Genomic DNA, 15,081 nt, shown 5'->3' with positions numbered 1-15,081 from the left:
CTCAGGCGTCGATGAGGTCGCGGTCGACTTCGCCCGCGCGGTTCTGGATGAACTCGAAGCGATGCTCGGGATTGCGGCCCATCAGGCGATTGACCAGATCCTTCACCGCTGCCCGGTCCTCGTATTCAGGGGGCAGGGTGATGCGGATCAACGATCGGGATGCAGGGGCCATTGTCGTTTCGCGAAGCTGCTGCGGGTTCATTTCGCCAAGGCCCTTGAAGCGCCCGACTTCGACCTTCTTGCCCTTGAACTGCGTCGCTTCCAGCTCGGCGCGGTGGGCTTCGTCGCGGGCATAGGCCGAGGTTGATCCGGCGGTGAGGCGGTAAAGCGGCGGCTGCGCGAGATAGAGATGCCCACGTCGCACGATGTCCGGCATTTCCTGGAAGAAGAACGTCATCAGCAGTGTGGCGATATGCGCACCGTCGACGTCGGCGTCGGTCATGATGATGACCCGGTCGTAGCGCAAATTGTCGGCGTTGCAGTCCTTGCGGACGCCGCAGCCCAGCGCCAGCATCAGATCGCCGATTTCCTGGTTGCCGCGGATCTTGTCCGCGCTTGCCGACGCGACATTGAGGATCTTGCCGCGGATTGGCAGGATCGCTTGGGTCTTGCGATCGCGCGCCTGCTTGGCGGAGCCGCCGGCGCTGTCGCCTTCGACGATGAACAGCTCGGTCTCGCCCTGACCTTCGCCCGAACAGTCGGTCAGCTTGCCGGGAAGGCGCAGCTTCTTGGCATTGGTCGCGGTCTTGCGCTTGACGTCGCGTTCGGCCTTGCGGCGCAGGCGGTCATCCATGCGCTCCATGATCGAACCGAGCAGCGCCTTGCCGCGTTCGAGATTGTCGGTGAGAAAATGGTCGAAGTGATCGCGGATCGCGTTTTCGACGAGACGCGCGGCCTCGGGGCTGGTGAGGCGGTCTTTCGTCTGACTCTGGAACTGCGGATCGCGGATGAAGACCGAGAGCATGACTTCGCTGCCGGTTACCACGTCGTCCGGCGTAATGTCCTTGGCCTTCTTCTGTTGCCCGACCAGTTCGGCAAAGGCACGAATGCCCTTGGTCAGCGCAGCGCGCAGGCCCTGTTCGTGGGTGCCGCCATCCGGGGTCGGAATGGTGTTGCAGTACCAGGAATAGGACCCGTCCGAGTAGAGCGGCCAGGCAATCGCCCACTCGACCCGCCCCTGTTCGGGACCGTCTTCGCCAGCCGGGAATTCCTGCGAGCCTGAAAAGAACTGGCTGGTTACGCATTCGCGGGTGCCGACCTGCTCGGCAAGATGATCGGCGAGGCCGCCCGGAAACTGGAATGTCGCTTCTTCGGGCACGTCTTCGCTGGCGAGCGCGGGCGAGCACTTCCAGCGGATTTCGACGCCCGCAAAGAGGTAGGCCTTCGACCGTACCAGCTTGAACAGCCGGGCGGGCTTGAACTTCTGCTCGCCGAAAATCTCGGTGTCGGGCGTGAAAGTGACGGCCGTACCGCGCCGATTGGGCGCCGCGCCGACTTTCTGGATAGGCCCCAGCGTCTGCCCGCGCGAAAATTCTTGCGCGTAAAGCTCCTTGTTGCGGGCGACCTCGACGCGGGTCTTCACCGACAGGGCATTGACCACCGAGATACCGACACCGTGCAAACCGCCCGAGGTCGCATAGGCCTTGCCCGAGAACTTGCCGCCGGAGTGCAGCGTCGACAGAATGACTTCCAGCGCCGACTTGCCCGGATATTTCGGATGCTCGTCGACTGGGATGCCGCGCCCGTTGTCGGTAATGGTCAGCCGGCCGGCGGTACCGGGTTCTTCCTCCAGCGTCACTTCGATGCGGTTGGCATGGCCTGCCACCGCCTCATCCATCGCGTTGTCGAGCACTTCAGCGGCGAGATGGTGCAGGGCACGCTCGTCGGTGCCGCCGATATACATGCCGGGGCGCCTGCGGACGGGCTCGAGCCCCTCCAGCACCTCGATTGCGGAACCATCGTAGGATTCCCCACCAGCGGCAGGCAGCTTGTCGAACAGGTCATCGGACATGGCCGCGACTATACGCAGCGCCTGAATCCGCGATCAAGCGCACACTTGCGCTTATCCTCCGATTGCAGGGCCTTCAGAGCCCTCCAGAGGTCAATCGCCGAACTTGCTGGGCGCCGGGCTGACGACGGAGACTGAACCGTCCTTGATCTCCCGCACTTCCAGCGCGCGCTCGATGATCCCGCCGCGTGTGAAGCGAAAGGCACCGTCGAGACCGAGGAAGCCGCCGCTTTCGAGCATGTCGGACGTCGGGAACTTCTTGCCGACCTTCCAGTCGCGCGAAATGCGCAGGGTCAGAAGAACGGCGTCGTAGCCAAGCGTCGCAATGCGGAAGGGCTGCGCGCCGAAACGTGAGCGATAGCTATTGGAAAACTGCGGGAAACGCTGATCGGAGACGGTTGCATACCATGCCCCGTTGAGCGCAGGCGTCGATGTCAGTTCGCGTTCGCCGCCCCACAGCTCCGTGCCCAGGAGACGGACATTTGCGTTTTCGCCACCAGCGCGGAAGGCCGTGGCGGCACGGGCAGAGAGCTTTCCGCCGTCAGCGACGAGAAGGGCGCCATAGCCGCTCTTGGCCTTGAGCCGGGTAGCCGCTCCGCCGATCGATGCGGCCGTACGATCATAGGGTTCCATGGCGATCACCGCACCGCCACTGCTGCGCACCGAAGATAGCAGCGCGTCGCTGGCACGGTCGCCATATTCGCCACGGGGTATGAGCGCGGCATAAGCCGAAACGCCATGCGCGTGGGCATATTCGACCGTGCGCTGGATCGACTGCCCGGGCAGGTTGCCCATGATAAAGACGTTCTTCGACGCCGCCTTTTCATCGTTCGAAAACGAGATCAGTGGAACGTCTTCCGGACGGGCCACTGCCGCAACTGCTGGAATGTTGTCCGAGAGCAGCGGACCGAGGATCAGGCGATTGCCGTCAGCCAGCGCGCGGCGGGCCGCGTCGGCGGCATTGTTACCGGTGTCGTAGGTGGTGATCCGCAGATTCTTGGCGCCGGTATCGAGCAGCGCCATGTTCGCGGCATTGGCGATAGACTGGCCCACGGCGGCATTCTTGCCGCTCACCGGCACCAGCAGCGCCACGCGATGATGGGCCGTGTCTTCGGGAATGACGCTTTCAGTGGGCGTCGGCGTCGGGACCGGCGTGGTCGGGGCCGGTGCCTTGGGCACCACGGTACAGCCGGCCAACACCGCCATTGTCGTAGCGGCAAGAAGATTTCGCCGATTCATCGGCGAATTCAAGCACTTGTCAAACATCCCTTGCCGCTCCCTGGGTACTTGGCCATGAGTCTTGTAATGGAACAATCTCTTTCACCGGGGCTGTATATAGTCGCGACCCCGATTGGCAACCTGGGCGATATAACGCTGCGAGCGGTTGAGATGTTGCGTTCGGCATCCGCGGTCGCTTGCGAGGATACTCGGGTTACCGGAAAGCTGATGCATCATCTGGGGTTGAAGAAGCGGCTCATCCGCTATGACGACCACGCCAGCGAGAATGACCGTGAGCGATTGCTGTCACTGATGGTGGAAGAGCCGGTGGCGCTCGTTAGCGATGCGGGAACACCGCTGATTTCCGATCCCGGCTATCGTCTGGTCAGACTGGCCCGCGAGCGGGGGATCGCGGTCACCAGCCTGCCGGGCCCCAGTGCCGCGGTGGTGGGTATGACGCTGTCGGGCCTGCCCAATGACCGCTTCCTCTTCGCCGGCTTTCTGCCCAACAAGGCAAAGGCCCGAGAGGAAGCCTTGGCGGAACTGGGCGCGGTGAAGGCTACGTTGATCTTCTATGAAACCGCGCCGCGTCTGGATGCGGCCCTGTCGGCGATCGATTCCGTCCTGCCCAGGCGCGAGGTTGCCGTTGCCCGCGAGTTGACCAAGCGGTTCGAAGAATGCCGTAGCGGCACGCCTTCCGAGCTTTCGGCGCACTATGCGGCCCACCCGCCCAAGGGCGAGATCGTACTGATGATCGGTCCGCCTTCGGACGAACTGCCCGAAAACGTGGATATCGATGCGCTGCTGCTGGCGGAATTGGCGGAAGCCAAACCCTCGCAGGCTGCTGCGCGGGTCGCCAAGGCTACAGGCAAAGACCGCAAGGAACTCTATGCGCGGGCGATGGAGCTGAAATGACCCGCAAGCGGAGCAAGGCCGAGAGAAACGGACGCCGTGCAGAACGATGGGCCGCGCTTTATCTTATGCTGACGGGGTGGCGCATAGTCGGCAGGCGGGTGCGTTCGCCACGAGGGGAAGTGGATATTGTCGCGCGCCGCGGCAAGACGCTGTGCTTTATCGAGGTCAAGTGGCGGGGCAGCCGGGAGGAACTCGACACGGCCATAACCGCTCCCCGCTTGCGGCGCGTCGCTGCGGCGGCGGAGACCATTGCCAGTCGCTATGCGAAGGCCGGCGACACCCAGCGTATCGACGTGATGCTGATGGCGCCGCGATCCTGGCCGCGCCGGATCGTCAATGCCTGGCAACCGGGCACTTGAAAGGCCTCGCCCCAGACCCGAATTCCCGCTAGGCCGCGCGCCGACGCTTCATTGCAGGACCACACTTCATGACCCTACGCATCGCCGTCCAGATGGACCCGCTCGAAAGCATCAACATTGCAGGGGACTCTTCCTTTGCGCTGATGCTCTCGGCGCAGGAGCGCGGGCACAGGCTGTTTCACTACGATGTGCGGACGCTCGCCTATGATGCCTCTCAGGGGGCAGTGGGCCGTCTGACCTGCTGGGGCGCCCCGGTGACAGTGCAACGTGTCGAAGGCGCGCATTTCACGCGCGGCGAATACCGACTGATCGACCTCGTCGACGACATCGATGTCGTGCTGATGCGACAGGACCCGCCGTTCGATCTGGGCTACATCACGGCAACGCACCTGCTTGAGCGCCTCGCCGGCCAGACGCTGGTTGTCAACGACCCGGTTTCGGTGCGCAACGCACCGGAGAAGGTCTTCGTACTCGACTATGCCCGCTTCATGCCGCCGACCTTCATTGCCCGCCGTATCGAGGACGTGAAGCTGTTCCAGCAGCGGATGGTTGAAGGCGGCATGCCCGGCGATCTCGTCGTCAAGCCGCTGCACGGCAACGGCGGCAAGGCGGTATTCCGGGTGCCGGCGGATGGCAGCAACCTCGGCGCACTGGTGGAAATGTTCCAGAATGCCTGGGTCGAACCTTTTATGGTGCAGCCTTTCCTCCCGGATGTGGCCGAAGGCGACAAGCGGATCGTGCTTGTGGACGGCGAGTTCGCGGGGGCCATCAATCGCAAGCCGGGCGAGGGCGAGTTCCGCTCAAACCTGGCCGTCGGCGGATCGGCGGAGGCCTGCGGCCTCACTTCAGCCGAAGAAGAGATCTGTGCGTCGCTCGCACCGGAACTGAAGGCCCGAGGCCTCGTTTTCGTCGGTATCGATGTGATTGGCGGAAAATGGCTCACAGAAATCAACGTGACTTCACCCACGGGTATCGTGGCGATCGACAAGTTCAACGGGACGGATACTTCCGCGAAAATCTGGGACGCGATCGAAGTGCGCCACGCGGCGATGTAATCGTTCAGGCACAGAGCTTCCATGAGGTCGCCTGTGTCTGAGTGGATCTATGCGATAATCTGGCAGGGCGGTTATCCCGGCATCATTTTCCTGATGATGCTGGAGAACATATTCCCGCCCATTCCTTCCGAACTGATCCTCGGCGTGGCCGGCATTGCCGTCGCGCGCGGCAAGATGGAATTCTGGCCGCTTCTGGCGACGGCCACCATCGGCACGACCCTCGGCAATTATGTGCTGTTTCTCGCCGCCGACCGTTTGGGTTATGAAAAGTTACGGCCTTTCGTCGATCGCTGGGGACGGTGGCTGACCATGGAATGGCATGACGTCGAGACGACCGGCCACTTCCTGCGCAAGCATGGCCATTGGGTTGTCTTCTTCCTTCGCTTTGCCCCTATGTTCCGAACGATCATCTCGATTCCCGCTGGCCTTGCGCACATGCGGCATGCGCAATTTCTCATCTTTACGGCCCTCGGCGCCGCGATCTGGAACGCGGCGCTGATCATGGGCGGGACATGGCTGGGCCAGACCTTCTCGACGGCGGAGCAATGGCTGGGCACGGCCACCATCGTCCTTACAGTGGCCACAGTGCTCTACTACTTCTGGCGCGTAGCCCGCTGGAAGCCGCGCGATCAGTCCTGCTCACGCGGGTGAGCGTTGCGGTAGACGTCCAGCAAGGTGGCTGCATCGACCTTGGTATATATCTGGGTCGAACCCAGCGAAGCGTGGCCTAACAGTTCCTGCAGCGAGCGCAGATCGGCACCGGCGCCCAGCAAGTGCGTCGCGAAACTGTGTCGCAAGGCATGGGGGGTGGCCGTCGCGGGCAGGCCCAGAGCGATACGCGCCCGAGCCACGGCCTTTTGGACCATGCCTTGCGAGAGCGGCCCGCCCTTGGCACCTTTGAACAGGGCCTCGTCCCGCGCTATGATCCAGGGGCACTTGGCCAGATAGTCGGCGACACCTTCGCGCACGATCGGGAGTAGCGGGACAACACGCTGCTTTCCCCCCTTGCCCGTAACCGTCAGCGTACCGCTCAAGGGAACGGCGGCGCCGGTCAGAGACAGCGCTTCGGCAATGCGTAGTCCAGCCCCATAGAGCAGCAGTAGAACGGCCCGGTCGCGGGCACCGATCCACGGTTCGACCGCATTGTCATCTACGGCAACGGCCAGGTTCACCGCCTCGTCGGGCGTGACCGGGCGCGGCAGGCCTTTCTTGACGCGCGGCCCGCGCAGGCGCGGTGGCATGGCCTCCCCCAGACCGGCCTGGTTGCGGGCGAAAGTCAGAAATCCCTTTAGGGCGGACAACTCGCGCGCCGCGGAAACATTGCCGATTCCGTCCTGTCTTCGCGCCGCCAGTTGCCGCCTCAGATCCGATGCATCGAGCTGGGCAAGAGTGGCCCAGTCCGCCTCTCCGATAGCATCCAGAAACCGCGAAGCCGTAGCCAGATAGGCGCGCACGGTATGCGGGCTGCGCCTGCGGCCTTGCGCGAGATAAGCGCCCCAGGCTTCCAGGATGTCCGCCTTGGTCATGGCTCCACAAGCGCTGAGGGAACCAGCTCGCCCAAGAGGGCATCGAGTACGGGCATGCCGGCAGCGGTGATGCCGGCACGGGAATTTTTCCGCCAGACAAGTCCCTGACTTTCGAAGAACTGCGCCCTGCGCGGATCGCATAATTCGTCCGCTTGCAGGCCAAAGCGGTTTGCCAAGGCGGCAACGTCGACGCCTTCGCGCAGCCGCAGTCCCATCAGCATCGCCTCGCTCGCCTGTTCGCGGGTGCCGAGTGGCCGTGCTTCGCGAATACCGTTGCCGGTAGCATCGATGGCCTCGAGCCAGTTTTCCGGCTTGCGATGCCGGACGGTCGCCTTGCCCGTGCGGCGTCCATGCGCACCGGGCCCGATCCCGCAATAGTCGAGATAGCGCCAGTAGGTCAGGTTGTGGCGGCTTTCTTCGCCGGGGCGGGCGTGATTGCTGACTTCATAGGCGGGCAGGCCTGCCTGAGCAGTCATGTCCCGCGTGAGTTCGAACATGTCCGCGCAGGCGTCGTCGTCCAGCGGGGTGAATTGTCCCTTGCGGACCATGGTTTCGAACCGCGTGCCGGGCTCGATGGTGAGCTGATAGAGCGAGAGGTGCCCGGTGCCGTAGGTCAGCGCCTGCGAGAGTTCGGCCTGCCACGCATCCAGCGTCTGACCCGGCCGGGCATAGATCAGGTCGAACGAAACGCGCTCGAAATGCCGCTGTGCCACGTCGAGTGCGGCCAGTCCTTCGGGGGCATCGTGCAGTCGCCCGAGAAAACGCAGCGTTTCGTTATCGAGTGCCTGGAGGCCGAGCGACACGCGATTTACGCCAACGTCCGCCAGCGCCGCGTAGTTTGCCGCCTCTACCGAGGAGGGGTTGCCCTCAAGGGTGATCTCGATGCCTGGAGCGAAGCCCCAGATCTGTTCCGCTTCCTTCAGTAGCCGCGCGACGAGGGCAGGGGGCATCAGCGAGGGCGTCCCCCCACCGAAGAACACGCTTTCGAGTGGCTCGGCACTGGAGACCTCGCGCTCGTGGCGCATGTCGGCCAGAAGCGCCTGCTCCCAGCGGGCATGATCAACCCGCTCGCGGACATGGCTATTGAAGTCGCAATAGGGGCACTTCGCAAGGCAGAACGGCCAGTGAATGTAGAGCGCGCGGGCCATGGGCCTCCATTCTAGCTGCCGAACTGCTCCGCGACCAGCTTCGCGAAAGCATCTGCGCGGTGGCTCATACTGTGCTTCTCTTCCGGATCGAGCTGGGCGAAGGTGACATCGCGGCCTTCGGGGACGAATACCGGGTCATAGCCAAAACCCATCGTCCCGCGCGGCGGCCACGAGAAGGTACCGTTCACGCGGCCTTCGTAGAGGGCCTCGTCCCCTTCCGGCCAGGCAATCGCGAGGACGCAGGAGAACCAGCACGAGCGGTCGACTGCGGGGCCCTGTTCGCACAGCAGACCCTCGACTTTGCCCATGGCCATGTACCAGTCACGGCCGGCAGGGCCTTCGAACCACTGCCGCTCGGCCCAATCGGCCGTATAAACGCCGGGGCGGCCGTCGAGCGCGGTGACCGACAACCCGCTGTCGTCGGCGAGAGCGGGAAGCTGCGCGGCCTTTGCCGCCGCGTGAGCCTTGATCAACGCGTTTTCGACGAAGGTCGTGCCCGTTTCTTCGGGCTCGGGCAGGCCCAGTTGGCCGGCGGACAGACACTCGATACCGTAAGGTGCAAGCAGGGCCGAGATCTCCTTGAGCTTGCCGGCATTGTGCGTGGCAATGACAAGGCGCTTGCTGTCGAACTTGCGGGTCATCTCAGTGTCCTCTCGGCCATACTGTTCGTCATCCCCGCGCAGGCGGGGATCCCGCTCCTTTCTGTGGCTATCCAAGAAAAGCGGGGGCCCGCCTGCGCGGGGGCGACGATAAATTTGAGCGCCTCTTAGCGCCCTGCAGCTTTGCCCTGCTCCGCGAAGATCCGCTCGCAGCCGATGCGGGCAAGACGCAGCAGGCGCAGCAGGCCTTCCTCGTCGTAGCAGGCGCCTTCGGCGGTGGCCTGGGCCTCGGCGATCTTGCCGCCTTCGATCAGCACGAAGTTGGCATCGGCATCGGCCGAGCTGTCTTCGATGTAGTCGAGGTCGAGCACCGGATTGCCTTCGTAGATGCCACAGGAAATCGCGGCAACGCGGCCTTCGATCGGGTCTTCCTTGATCTTGCCCTCGGCAATCAGTTTGTCGACCGCGAGGCGCAGGGCGACCCAGGCGCCCGAGATCGAGGCCGTGCGGGTGCCACCATCGGCCTGCAACACGTCGCAGTCGAGCACGATCTGGCGCTCACCGAGCTTCTTCATATCGACAACGGCGCGTAGCGAACGGCCGATCAGGCGCTGGATCTCCTGCGTGCGGCCGGACTGCTTGCCCTTGGCCGCTTCACGCGAGCCGCGGGTGTGCGTGGCGCGCGGAAGCATCGAGTACTCCGCCGTCACCCAGCCTTCGCCCTTGCCGCGAAGGAACGGGGGCACTTTCTCTTCCACCGAGGCGGTCACCAGTACACGGGTGTCGCCGAAGGAAATCAGCACAGAGCCTTCGGCGTGCTTGGTGAAACCGGTCTGGATATCGATGGCCCGCATTTCGTCGGGGGCACGGCCGGAAGGACGCATGGGAATTCCTTGTATTGAATTGGTGATCCGCGATATTGAGCCGCCCTTCGCGCATAAGGCTTGAGGCCGCAAGCCCATTGCCTAAATTGGAGGGCTATGCCCAACCCGCCGATCACCGAACTGACCTCACGCGCACGAGAAATATTTCGTCTCGTCGTGGAAGGCTACCTGCATACCGGGACACCGGTGGGGTCGAAGGCGCTGGCCGGTCCGGGCGGTGTCAATCTTTCATCGGCATCGATTCGCTCGGTACTGGCCGATCTCGAATCGCAGGGACTTCTGGCTGCGCCCCACACGAGTGCAGGGCGCCTGCCGACGGAAGCCGGTCTGCGGCTCTTCGTCGACGGCATCATGCAGGTGGCCGAACCCTCGGCAGAAGAGCGCGCGGCCATCGAAAGCCAGATTGCGGCGCCGGGCCCGATCGAGGCAGCGTTGGAGGCGACGAGTTCGCTACTGTCCAATCTCTCGTCGGGCGCAGGCGTGGTCATGGTGCCCAAGCGTGAGCCGCGCGTTACCAACCTGCAACTGGTGCCGCTCTCGGCAGATCGGGCGCTTGCCGTGCTGGTCGGTGCCGACGGGGCCGTCGAAAACCGGATTGTCGATCTCCCGCAAAGTCTGCCGCCGAGTGCGCTGGAAGAGGCGTCGAACTATATCTCAGCGCGCCTTGCCGGACGAACGCTTGCTGAAGCGGCCAGAGTCATGCACGCCGAGATCCATTCCGGAAAGTCCGCGCTCGACGATGCCAGTCGCGATCTCGTCGAACGCGGGCTGGCCGTCTGGAGCGAGGATGCGTTGCAGCGCTCGGTGCTCATCGTGCGGGGCCAGGCGAATCTGCTCGATGAAGCGGCGGTTTCCGATCTGGAGCGGGTGCGCTCACTATTGGATGACCTCGAAAGCAAGCAGTCGGTCGCCGATTTGCTCGACGTGGCCCGCGAAGCAAAGTCTACGCGGATATTTATCGGATCGGAGAACCGACTTTTCGCGCTGTCGGGTTCCTCGGTGATCGCTTCCCCCTATCGCGATCGTGAGGGCAGGGTTGTCGGCGTAGTGGGGGTTATCGGGCCCACGCGGTTGAATTATGCGCGGGTCGTCCCCATGGTGGATTTCACCGCCCAAAGCTTGGGCAAGCTCATCAGATAGCTGGAAACTGATTAGAATATGACCGACGACAAGACGCAGCCGCCCGAAGACGTGACGGTGGACGCAGCCGTGGCCGAAGAACTGAAGGGCGTACCCGAAGGAATGCTCGACAAGAACGACGAGAACGAGGACCTCGCGAAGATTCGCGAGGAACTGGAAACCGCCAAACAGGACGTGCTTTACGCACGCGCCGAAACGCAGAACGTGCGCCGGCGGCTTGAGAAGGACATCGCGGATACGCGCGCTTATGCGGCAACGTCATTTGCGCGCGATATCCTGTCGGTGGCCGACAATCTCGCTCGTGCGCTTTCCGCGATCCCCGATGAAATGCGGGAGGACGAGAAGCTCAAGGGCCTGGTGGCCGGGATCGAGGCGACGTCGCGCGAAATCGACAAGGTCTTCACCTCGCATGGGATTACCCGCGTGGCAGCAATGGGCATGCCGCTCGACCCCAACCAGCATCAGGCCATGATCGAAGTGCCTTCGGCAGATGCCGAGCCGGGCACTATCGTGCAGGAAATGCAGTCCGGGTACATGATCAAGGACCGCCTCTTGCGCCCAGCCATGGTCGCTGTGGCCAAGAAGCCCGACTGATAGCGAAGACACCTGCGGCCTGATGCGGGATGACCCGATGCAGGCCGTAGACGGGCCGTTTTCGCATTTGGAACCAGTACCGTGCCCCTCCGTTGTGTCTGGGAGAGCCAGATTTTCGGAGGAATTCAATGCGTAGGTTTATTTTGCCTATTCTCGCCGCCGGGGCGTTCAGTGTGGCTGGTTGTGCCAGCAATTATTCGGGCGAAGGCGCGCTGGCAGGCGGCGCTTTAGGTGCAGGTGTCGGTGCCGTGACCGGCGGTGATGTTGGCACAGGCGCAGCAATCGGTGCTGCGGCAGGTGCGGCCGTCGGTTCGCAGGTCGACAAGGACAAGGGCTGCTATCGGTATGACCGGAATGGCAACCGCTATTGGGACCGCGATTGCTGATCGCAGTTCACAACATGGATATGAAAAAGGCGCGGACAGGTTCCGCGCCTTTTTCTTTTGAATTGATCCCAAGAAAGAGCGCGGTGGAACCAACGCAAGCTAGCAGACCTTCTCCTAGGCTGATGCGAAGGGAAGGACGCCGCGATAATCCTCCAGCGGCTGGGCTCCCGCCACATCGAATCCGCGCGCCAGAAGAAATACGTGGCGCACGATTTCCGCCTGCTGTTCGATGCCGTAGCGCTCCAGCGGCCAGTCCGGCTGCAAGGCATAGTCGTAGCGGCAGAACGGATGGCGCATGAGCGGCAAGTACCAGCGGCCTTTCTGCTGGGTCTGCCAGACATGCGTCATTTCATGGATGAACAGGCCTTGCAGCCCTGGACCATGAACCGAGAAATCATCCCTGTAGCTTTCGGCGCGCGGGTGGAAATGCACGTGTCCACAGGGCGCCATGACCGTGCCGACCGGTTGAAACGGGAACCAGCGCCGGCGCCGAATACGCACCGGCCCAGGATCGATAGCCTCACCGAATACGGATCGGACGAGAACCACTTCTCCCGGCGTGAGTTCTCGCTCGCCGCCGGGCGGACAAACGTGCGCGGCGCGCCGCGCCTTCAGTGATGTCCTCCATTCATGGCATCGCCCATCGTCTCGATGTGGAGCGGCATCGAGAGCTTGTCCCCGTCCGAGAACGTCAGCGTCAATTCGGTCGAACTGCCCGACGTCAGCTCGTCGGCCAATTCGAAGGCCATGACGTGATAACCGCCCGGTGCGAATTCGATGGTGGCGCCGGGATCGATGGTCACGGCATCGACCGGGCTCATCGAGCCGCCTTCGGTCTTGTGCATTTCCGACTTTTCGGCGCCTGCCACATGAACCCCCGCGAGTGTTGCGGCGAGTTGACCATCGTTGCGAACGGAGAAGTAGATGGCTGCAGGCCGCCCGGGCACGACGGGCAGAATCATGCGTCCCTGGCTTGCGGAAATGCCGGGTTTTGCATCGGGGCCGTTGGCCTCGGCAGAAGTTGCCTCGGGCGTCGGCGCATCCGCCTGCTGACATGCAGCGAGCAATGCCAAGGCCGTCATGCCGGAGAGAAAAGCAAGCGTATGTAGCGGATTCACGACCGGAAATTCCCCGAATTGAGACTTGTGAAAATTCGCGAACGTAATGCCACCTTGCCGCTCTTGTTCCAAGCGAAACCGCTCCTATATCGCCCTCCGACGACTTGGAACGTCATCGAGCCGCGCAAGCTGCCTTGCCTTTCGGGAGGCGATCCGCGCGGTGTCAACCACTGACGTGAGGAATGGGGTAAATGGCAAAAGTAATCGGTATCGACCTTGGCACCACCAACAGCTGTGTCTCTGTTATGGACGGCGGCAAGCCCAAGGTTATCGAAAATTCGGAAGGCGCGCGCACGACGCCGTCGATCGTGGCTTTCACCAAGGATGGTGAGCGCCTGATCGGTCAGCCCGCGAAGCGCCAGGCCGTGACCAACGGCGACAATACGATCTTCGCAGTGAAGCGCCTTATCGGCCGCCGCTTCGATGACCCGGTGACCAAGAAGGACACCGAACTGGTCCCCTACACCATCGTGAAGGGCAAGAACGGCGACGCGTGGGTACAGGCCGGCGGTGAAGACTACAGCCCGTCGCAGATTTCCGCCTTCATCCTTCAGAAGATGAAGGAAACCGCTGAGAGTTATCTCGGCGAGACGGTTTCGCAGGCGGTTATCACGGTTCCCGCATACTTCAACGACGCGCAGCGCCAGGCGACCAAGGACGCCGGCCAGATCGCGGGTCTCGAAGTTCTGCGCATCATCAACGAGCCGACCGCGGCTGCGCTGGCCTATGGCCTCGAGAAGCAGGACGGCAAGACCATCGCGGTCTACGATCTTGGCGGCGGTACCTTCGACGTCTCGATCCTCGAAATCGGCGACGGCGTGTTCGAAGTGAAGTCCACCAACGGCGACACTTTCCTCGGCGGTGAAGACTTTGACACGAAGCTGGTTGAATGGCTGGCAGACAAGTTCAAGGCCAAGGAAAACATGGACCTGCGGACCGACAAGCTCGCTCTGCAGCGCCTGAAGGAAGCGGCCGAAAAGGCGAAGATCGAGCTGTCCTCGACCGCTTCGACCGAAGTGAACCTGCCCTTCATCACCGCGCGCATGGAAGGCGGCAGCACAACCCCGCTTCACCTCGTTGAAACGGTGACCCGCTCCGACCTCGAGAAGATGGTCGCGGACCTGATCAAGCGGACCATCGAGCCGTGCAAGAAAGCAATTGCCGACGCAGGGCTGTCCGCGGCTGACATCGATGACGTTGTGCTCGTGGGCGGTATGACCCGCATGCCCAAGGTTCGCGAAGTCGTGAAGGAATTCTTCGGCAAGGAACCGCACACCGGTGTGAACCCGGACGAAGTAGTCGCCATGGGCGCAGCGATCCAGGCCGGCGTTCTGCAGGGCGACGTCAAGGACGTGCTGCTACTCGACGTGACCCCGCTTTCGCTGGGCATCGAGACGCTGGGCGGCATCATGACCAAGATGATCGACCGCAACACGACGATCCCGACCAAGAAGAGCCAGGTCTACTCGACTGCCGAGGACAACCAGCAGGCGGTGACGATCCGCGTGTTCCAGGGTGAGCGCGAGATGGCGCAGGACAACAAGCTCCTCGGCCAGTTCGACCTCGTCGGCATTCCGCCGGCACGCCGCGGCGTGCCGCAGATCGAAGTCACTTTCGACATCGACGCCAACGGCATCGTGAACGTGTCCGCCAAGGACAAGGGCACGGGCAAGGAACAGCAGATCCGCATCCAGGCTTCGGGTGGTCTTTCGGACTCCGACATCGACCAGATGGTCAAGGATGCCGAGCAGTTCGCCGAAGAGGACAAGAAGCGTCGCGAGGCGGCAGAGGCGCGTAACAACGCCGATAGTCTGATCCACGCGACTGAACAGCAGCTCTCCGAGAATGGCGACAAGATCGACGCTACGCTCAAGGGTGAAGTCGAGGCCGCGATTGCCGCGACCAAGACGGCGCTCGAAGGCGAAAATCCAGAAGAGATCAATGCCAAGGCTCAGGAACTGACCCAGGTGGCCATGAAGATGGGCCAGGCGATCTACGAGAAGGAACAGGGCGAAGCCGGTTCCGAGGGCGCCGAGACTCAGGCTGCAGGCGGCGACGAAGACGTTGTCGACGCCGAGTTCTCGGAAGTCGACGAAAACAAGGGCTGAACGTCCTGATGAAAACCATGACC

The 15,081-nt window shown here is 62.9% G+C and carries 17 protein-coding genes; 9 read left to right on the top strand and 8 right to left on the bottom strand.

Going from position 1 to position 15,081, the window contains the following annotated elements; genetic code table 11:
* Nucleotide 1: 1 nt before the first annotated feature.
* Both parE and IEX64_RS15915 read right to left on the bottom strand, forming a co-directional pair.
* Nucleotides 2-2,011, bottom strand: coding sequence for a DNA topoisomerase IV subunit B (gene parE, locus IEX64_RS15920; protein WP_188821135.1), 2,010 nt, complete (start codon nucleotides 2,009-2,011; stop codon nucleotides 2-4).
* 90 nt (nucleotides 2,012-2,101) lie between these two features.
* Nucleotides 2,102-3,247, bottom strand: coding sequence for a penicillin-binding protein activator (locus IEX64_RS15915; RefSeq protein ID WP_229710479.1), 1,146 nt, complete (start codon nucleotides 3,245-3,247; stop codon nucleotides 2,102-2,104).
* A 66-nt stretch (nucleotides 3,248-3,313) separates the two neighbouring features.
* Here IEX64_RS15915 and rsmI point away from each other — a divergent pair, with 66 nt between their 5' ends.
* The 4 genes from rsmI (at nucleotide 3,314) to IEX64_RS15895 (ending at nucleotide 6,206) form a co-directional block, all read left to right on the top strand.
* Complete coding sequence (gene rsmI, locus IEX64_RS15910; protein WP_188821131.1) at nucleotides 3,314-4,141, top strand: 16S rRNA (cytidine(1402)-2'-O)-methyltransferase; 828 nt, start codon at nucleotides 3,314-3,316, stop codon at nucleotides 4,139-4,141.
* On the top strand, nucleotides 4,138-4,500 hold the full coding sequence (locus IEX64_RS15905; protein ID WP_188821129.1) for a YraN family protein: 363 nt from the start codon (nucleotides 4,138-4,140) through the stop codon (nucleotides 4,498-4,500). The genes rsmI and IEX64_RS15905 overlap by 4 nt, the downstream gene beginning before the upstream one ends.
* Nucleotides 4,501-4,568: 68 nt before the next feature.
* Nucleotides 4,569-5,555, top strand: a complete 987-nt coding sequence (gene gshB / locus IEX64_RS15900) for a glutathione synthase (RefSeq protein WP_188821127.1) — start codon at nucleotides 4,569-4,571, stop codon at nucleotides 5,553-5,555.
* 33 nt (nucleotides 5,556-5,588) lie between these two features.
* Nucleotides 5,589-6,206 (top strand): DedA family protein, encoded by a 618-nt coding sequence (locus tag IEX64_RS15895; protein WP_188821125.1) that lies wholly within the window; start codon nucleotides 5,589-5,591, stop codon nucleotides 6,204-6,206.
* Here IEX64_RS15895 and IEX64_RS15890 read toward each other — a convergent pair.
* From IEX64_RS15890 to rph, 4 genes are all read right to left on the bottom strand, one after another.
* Nucleotides 6,185-7,081, bottom strand: a complete 897-nt coding sequence (locus tag IEX64_RS15890; RefSeq protein ID WP_188821122.1) for a tyrosine recombinase XerC — start codon at nucleotides 7,079-7,081, stop codon at nucleotides 6,185-6,187. The genes IEX64_RS15895 and IEX64_RS15890 overlap by 22 nt on opposite strands.
* Nucleotides 7,078-8,229: a radical SAM family heme chaperone HemW gene (gene hemW / locus IEX64_RS15885; RefSeq protein ID WP_188821120.1), complete on the bottom strand. Its 1,152-nt coding sequence runs from the start codon at nucleotides 8,227-8,229 to the stop codon at nucleotides 7,078-7,080. Before hemW ends, IEX64_RS15890 begins: the two co-directional genes overlap by 4 nt.
* An 11-nt stretch (nucleotides 8,230-8,240) precedes the next feature.
* Entirely contained in the window at nucleotides 8,241-8,870 is a 630-nt protein-coding gene (gene rdgB / locus IEX64_RS15880) for an RdgB/HAM1 family non-canonical purine NTP pyrophosphatase (RefSeq protein ID WP_188821118.1), read from the bottom strand.
* 125 nt (nucleotides 8,871-8,995) lie between these two features.
* A complete protein-coding gene (gene rph, locus IEX64_RS15875; protein WP_188821116.1) occupies nucleotides 8,996-9,712 on the bottom strand; it encodes a ribonuclease PH in 717 nt (238 codons plus the stop codon).
* Nucleotides 9,713-9,808: 96 nt separating this feature from the next.
* Between rph and hrcA the strand changes: the two genes are divergently transcribed.
* From hrcA to IEX64_RS15860, 3 genes are all read left to right on the top strand, one after another.
* Entirely contained in the window at nucleotides 9,809-10,852 is a 1,044-nt protein-coding gene (gene hrcA, locus IEX64_RS15870; protein ID WP_188821113.1) for a heat-inducible transcriptional repressor HrcA, read from the top strand.
* Between the two features lie 18 nt (nucleotides 10,853-10,870).
* Nucleotides 10,871-11,446 (top strand): nucleotide exchange factor GrpE, encoded by a 576-nt coding sequence (gene grpE / locus IEX64_RS15865; RefSeq protein WP_188821110.1) that lies wholly within the window; start codon nucleotides 10,871-10,873, stop codon nucleotides 11,444-11,446.
* Between the two features lie 128 nt (nucleotides 11,447-11,574).
* Entirely contained in the window at nucleotides 11,575-11,832 is a 258-nt protein-coding gene (locus tag IEX64_RS15860; RefSeq protein ID WP_188821109.1) for a YMGG-like glycine zipper-containing protein, read from the top strand.
* Nucleotides 11,833-11,946: 114 nt separating this feature from the next.
* Here IEX64_RS15860 and IEX64_RS24785 read toward each other — a convergent pair whose 3' ends face one another.
* The gene (locus IEX64_RS24785) at nucleotides 11,947-12,180 is read right to left on the bottom strand and encodes a hypothetical protein (protein WP_373290159.1); all 234 of its coding nucleotides are present in this window, start codon (nucleotides 12,178-12,180) and stop codon (nucleotides 11,947-11,949) included.
* A gap of 3 nt (nucleotides 12,181-12,183) precedes the next feature.
* Here IEX64_RS24785 and IEX64_RS24780 point away from each other — a divergent pair, with 3 nt between their 5' ends.
* On the top strand, nucleotides 12,184-12,450 hold the full coding sequence (locus IEX64_RS24780; RefSeq protein ID WP_373290158.1) for a hypothetical protein: 267 nt from the start codon (nucleotides 12,184-12,186) through the stop codon (nucleotides 12,448-12,450).
* Here the strand turns inward: IEX64_RS24780 and IEX64_RS15850 are convergent.
* A complete protein-coding gene (locus tag IEX64_RS15850; protein ID WP_229710477.1) occupies nucleotides 12,444-12,950 on the bottom strand; it encodes a copper chaperone PCu(A)C in 507 nt (168 codons plus the stop codon). The genes IEX64_RS24780 and IEX64_RS15850 overlap by 7 nt on opposite strands.
* A 191-nt stretch (nucleotides 12,951-13,141) precedes the next feature.
* Here IEX64_RS15850 and dnaK point away from each other — a divergent pair, with 191 nt between their 5' ends.
* Complete coding sequence (gene dnaK / locus IEX64_RS15845; protein WP_188821107.1) at nucleotides 13,142-15,058, top strand: molecular chaperone DnaK; 1,917 nt, start codon at nucleotides 13,142-13,144, stop codon at nucleotides 15,056-15,058.
* Nucleotides 15,059-15,081 lie beyond the last annotated feature (23 nt).

This window comes from Novosphingobium indicum (assembly GCF_014645195.1).
In the GTDB taxonomy this organism is placed as follows: domain Bacteria; phylum Pseudomonadota; class Alphaproteobacteria; order Sphingomonadales; family Sphingomonadaceae; genus Novosphingobium; species Novosphingobium indicum.
Note: the sequence above shows the minus strand (reverse complement) of the source record. Positions and strands in the feature narration are given on the sequence as shown.

Bases quoted from the DNA above. Each gene is read 5' to 3' on its own strand.
- hemW (WP_188821120.1), bottom strand. From the start codon at position 8,229: ATGGCCCGCGCGCTCTACATTCACTGGCCGTTCTGCCTTGCGAAGTGC.
- IEX64_RS15860 (WP_188821109.1), top strand. From the start codon at position 11,575: ATGCGTAGGTTTATTTTGCCTATTCTCGCCGCCGGGGCGTTCAGTGTG.
- IEX64_RS24780 (WP_373290158.1), top strand. From the start codon at position 12,184: ATGGATGAACAGGCCTTGCAGCCCTGGACCATGAACCGAGAAATCATC.
- rph (WP_188821116.1), bottom strand. From the start codon at position 9,712: ATGCGTCCTTCCGGCCGTGCCCCCGACGAAATGCGGGCCATCGATATC.
- IEX64_RS15890 (WP_188821122.1), bottom strand. From the start codon at position 7,081: ATGACCAAGGCGGACATCCTGGAAGCCTGGGGCGCTTATCTCGCGCAA.
- IEX64_RS24785 (WP_373290159.1), bottom strand. From the start codon at position 12,180: ATGACGCATGTCTGGCAGACCCAGCAGAAAGGCCGCTGGTACTTGCCG.
- IEX64_RS15915 (WP_229710479.1), bottom strand. From the start codon at position 3,247: ATGAATCGGCGAAATCTTCTTGCCGCTACGACAATGGCGGTGTTGGCC.
- hrcA (WP_188821113.1), top strand. From the start codon at position 9,809: ATGCCCAACCCGCCGATCACCGAACTGACCTCACGCGCACGAGAAATA.
- rsmI (WP_188821131.1), top strand. From the start codon at position 3,314: ATGGAACAATCTCTTTCACCGGGGCTGTATATAGTCGCGACCCCGATT.
- IEX64_RS15905 (WP_188821129.1), top strand. From the start codon at position 4,138: ATGACCCGCAAGCGGAGCAAGGCCGAGAGAAACGGACGCCGTGCAGAA.
- grpE (WP_188821110.1), top strand. From the start codon at position 10,871: ATGACCGACGACAAGACGCAGCCGCCCGAAGACGTGACGGTGGACGCA.
- dnaK (WP_188821107.1), top strand. From the start codon at position 13,142: ATGGCAAAAGTAATCGGTATCGACCTTGGCACCACCAACAGCTGTGTC.
- rdgB (WP_188821118.1), bottom strand. From the start codon at position 8,870: ATGACCCGCAAGTTCGACAGCAAGCGCCTTGTCATTGCCACGCACAAT.
- parE (WP_188821135.1), bottom strand. From the start codon at position 2,011: ATGTCCGATGACCTGTTCGACAAGCTGCCTGCCGCTGGTGGGGAATCC.
- gshB (WP_188821127.1), top strand. From the start codon at position 4,569: ATGACCCTACGCATCGCCGTCCAGATGGACCCGCTCGAAAGCATCAAC.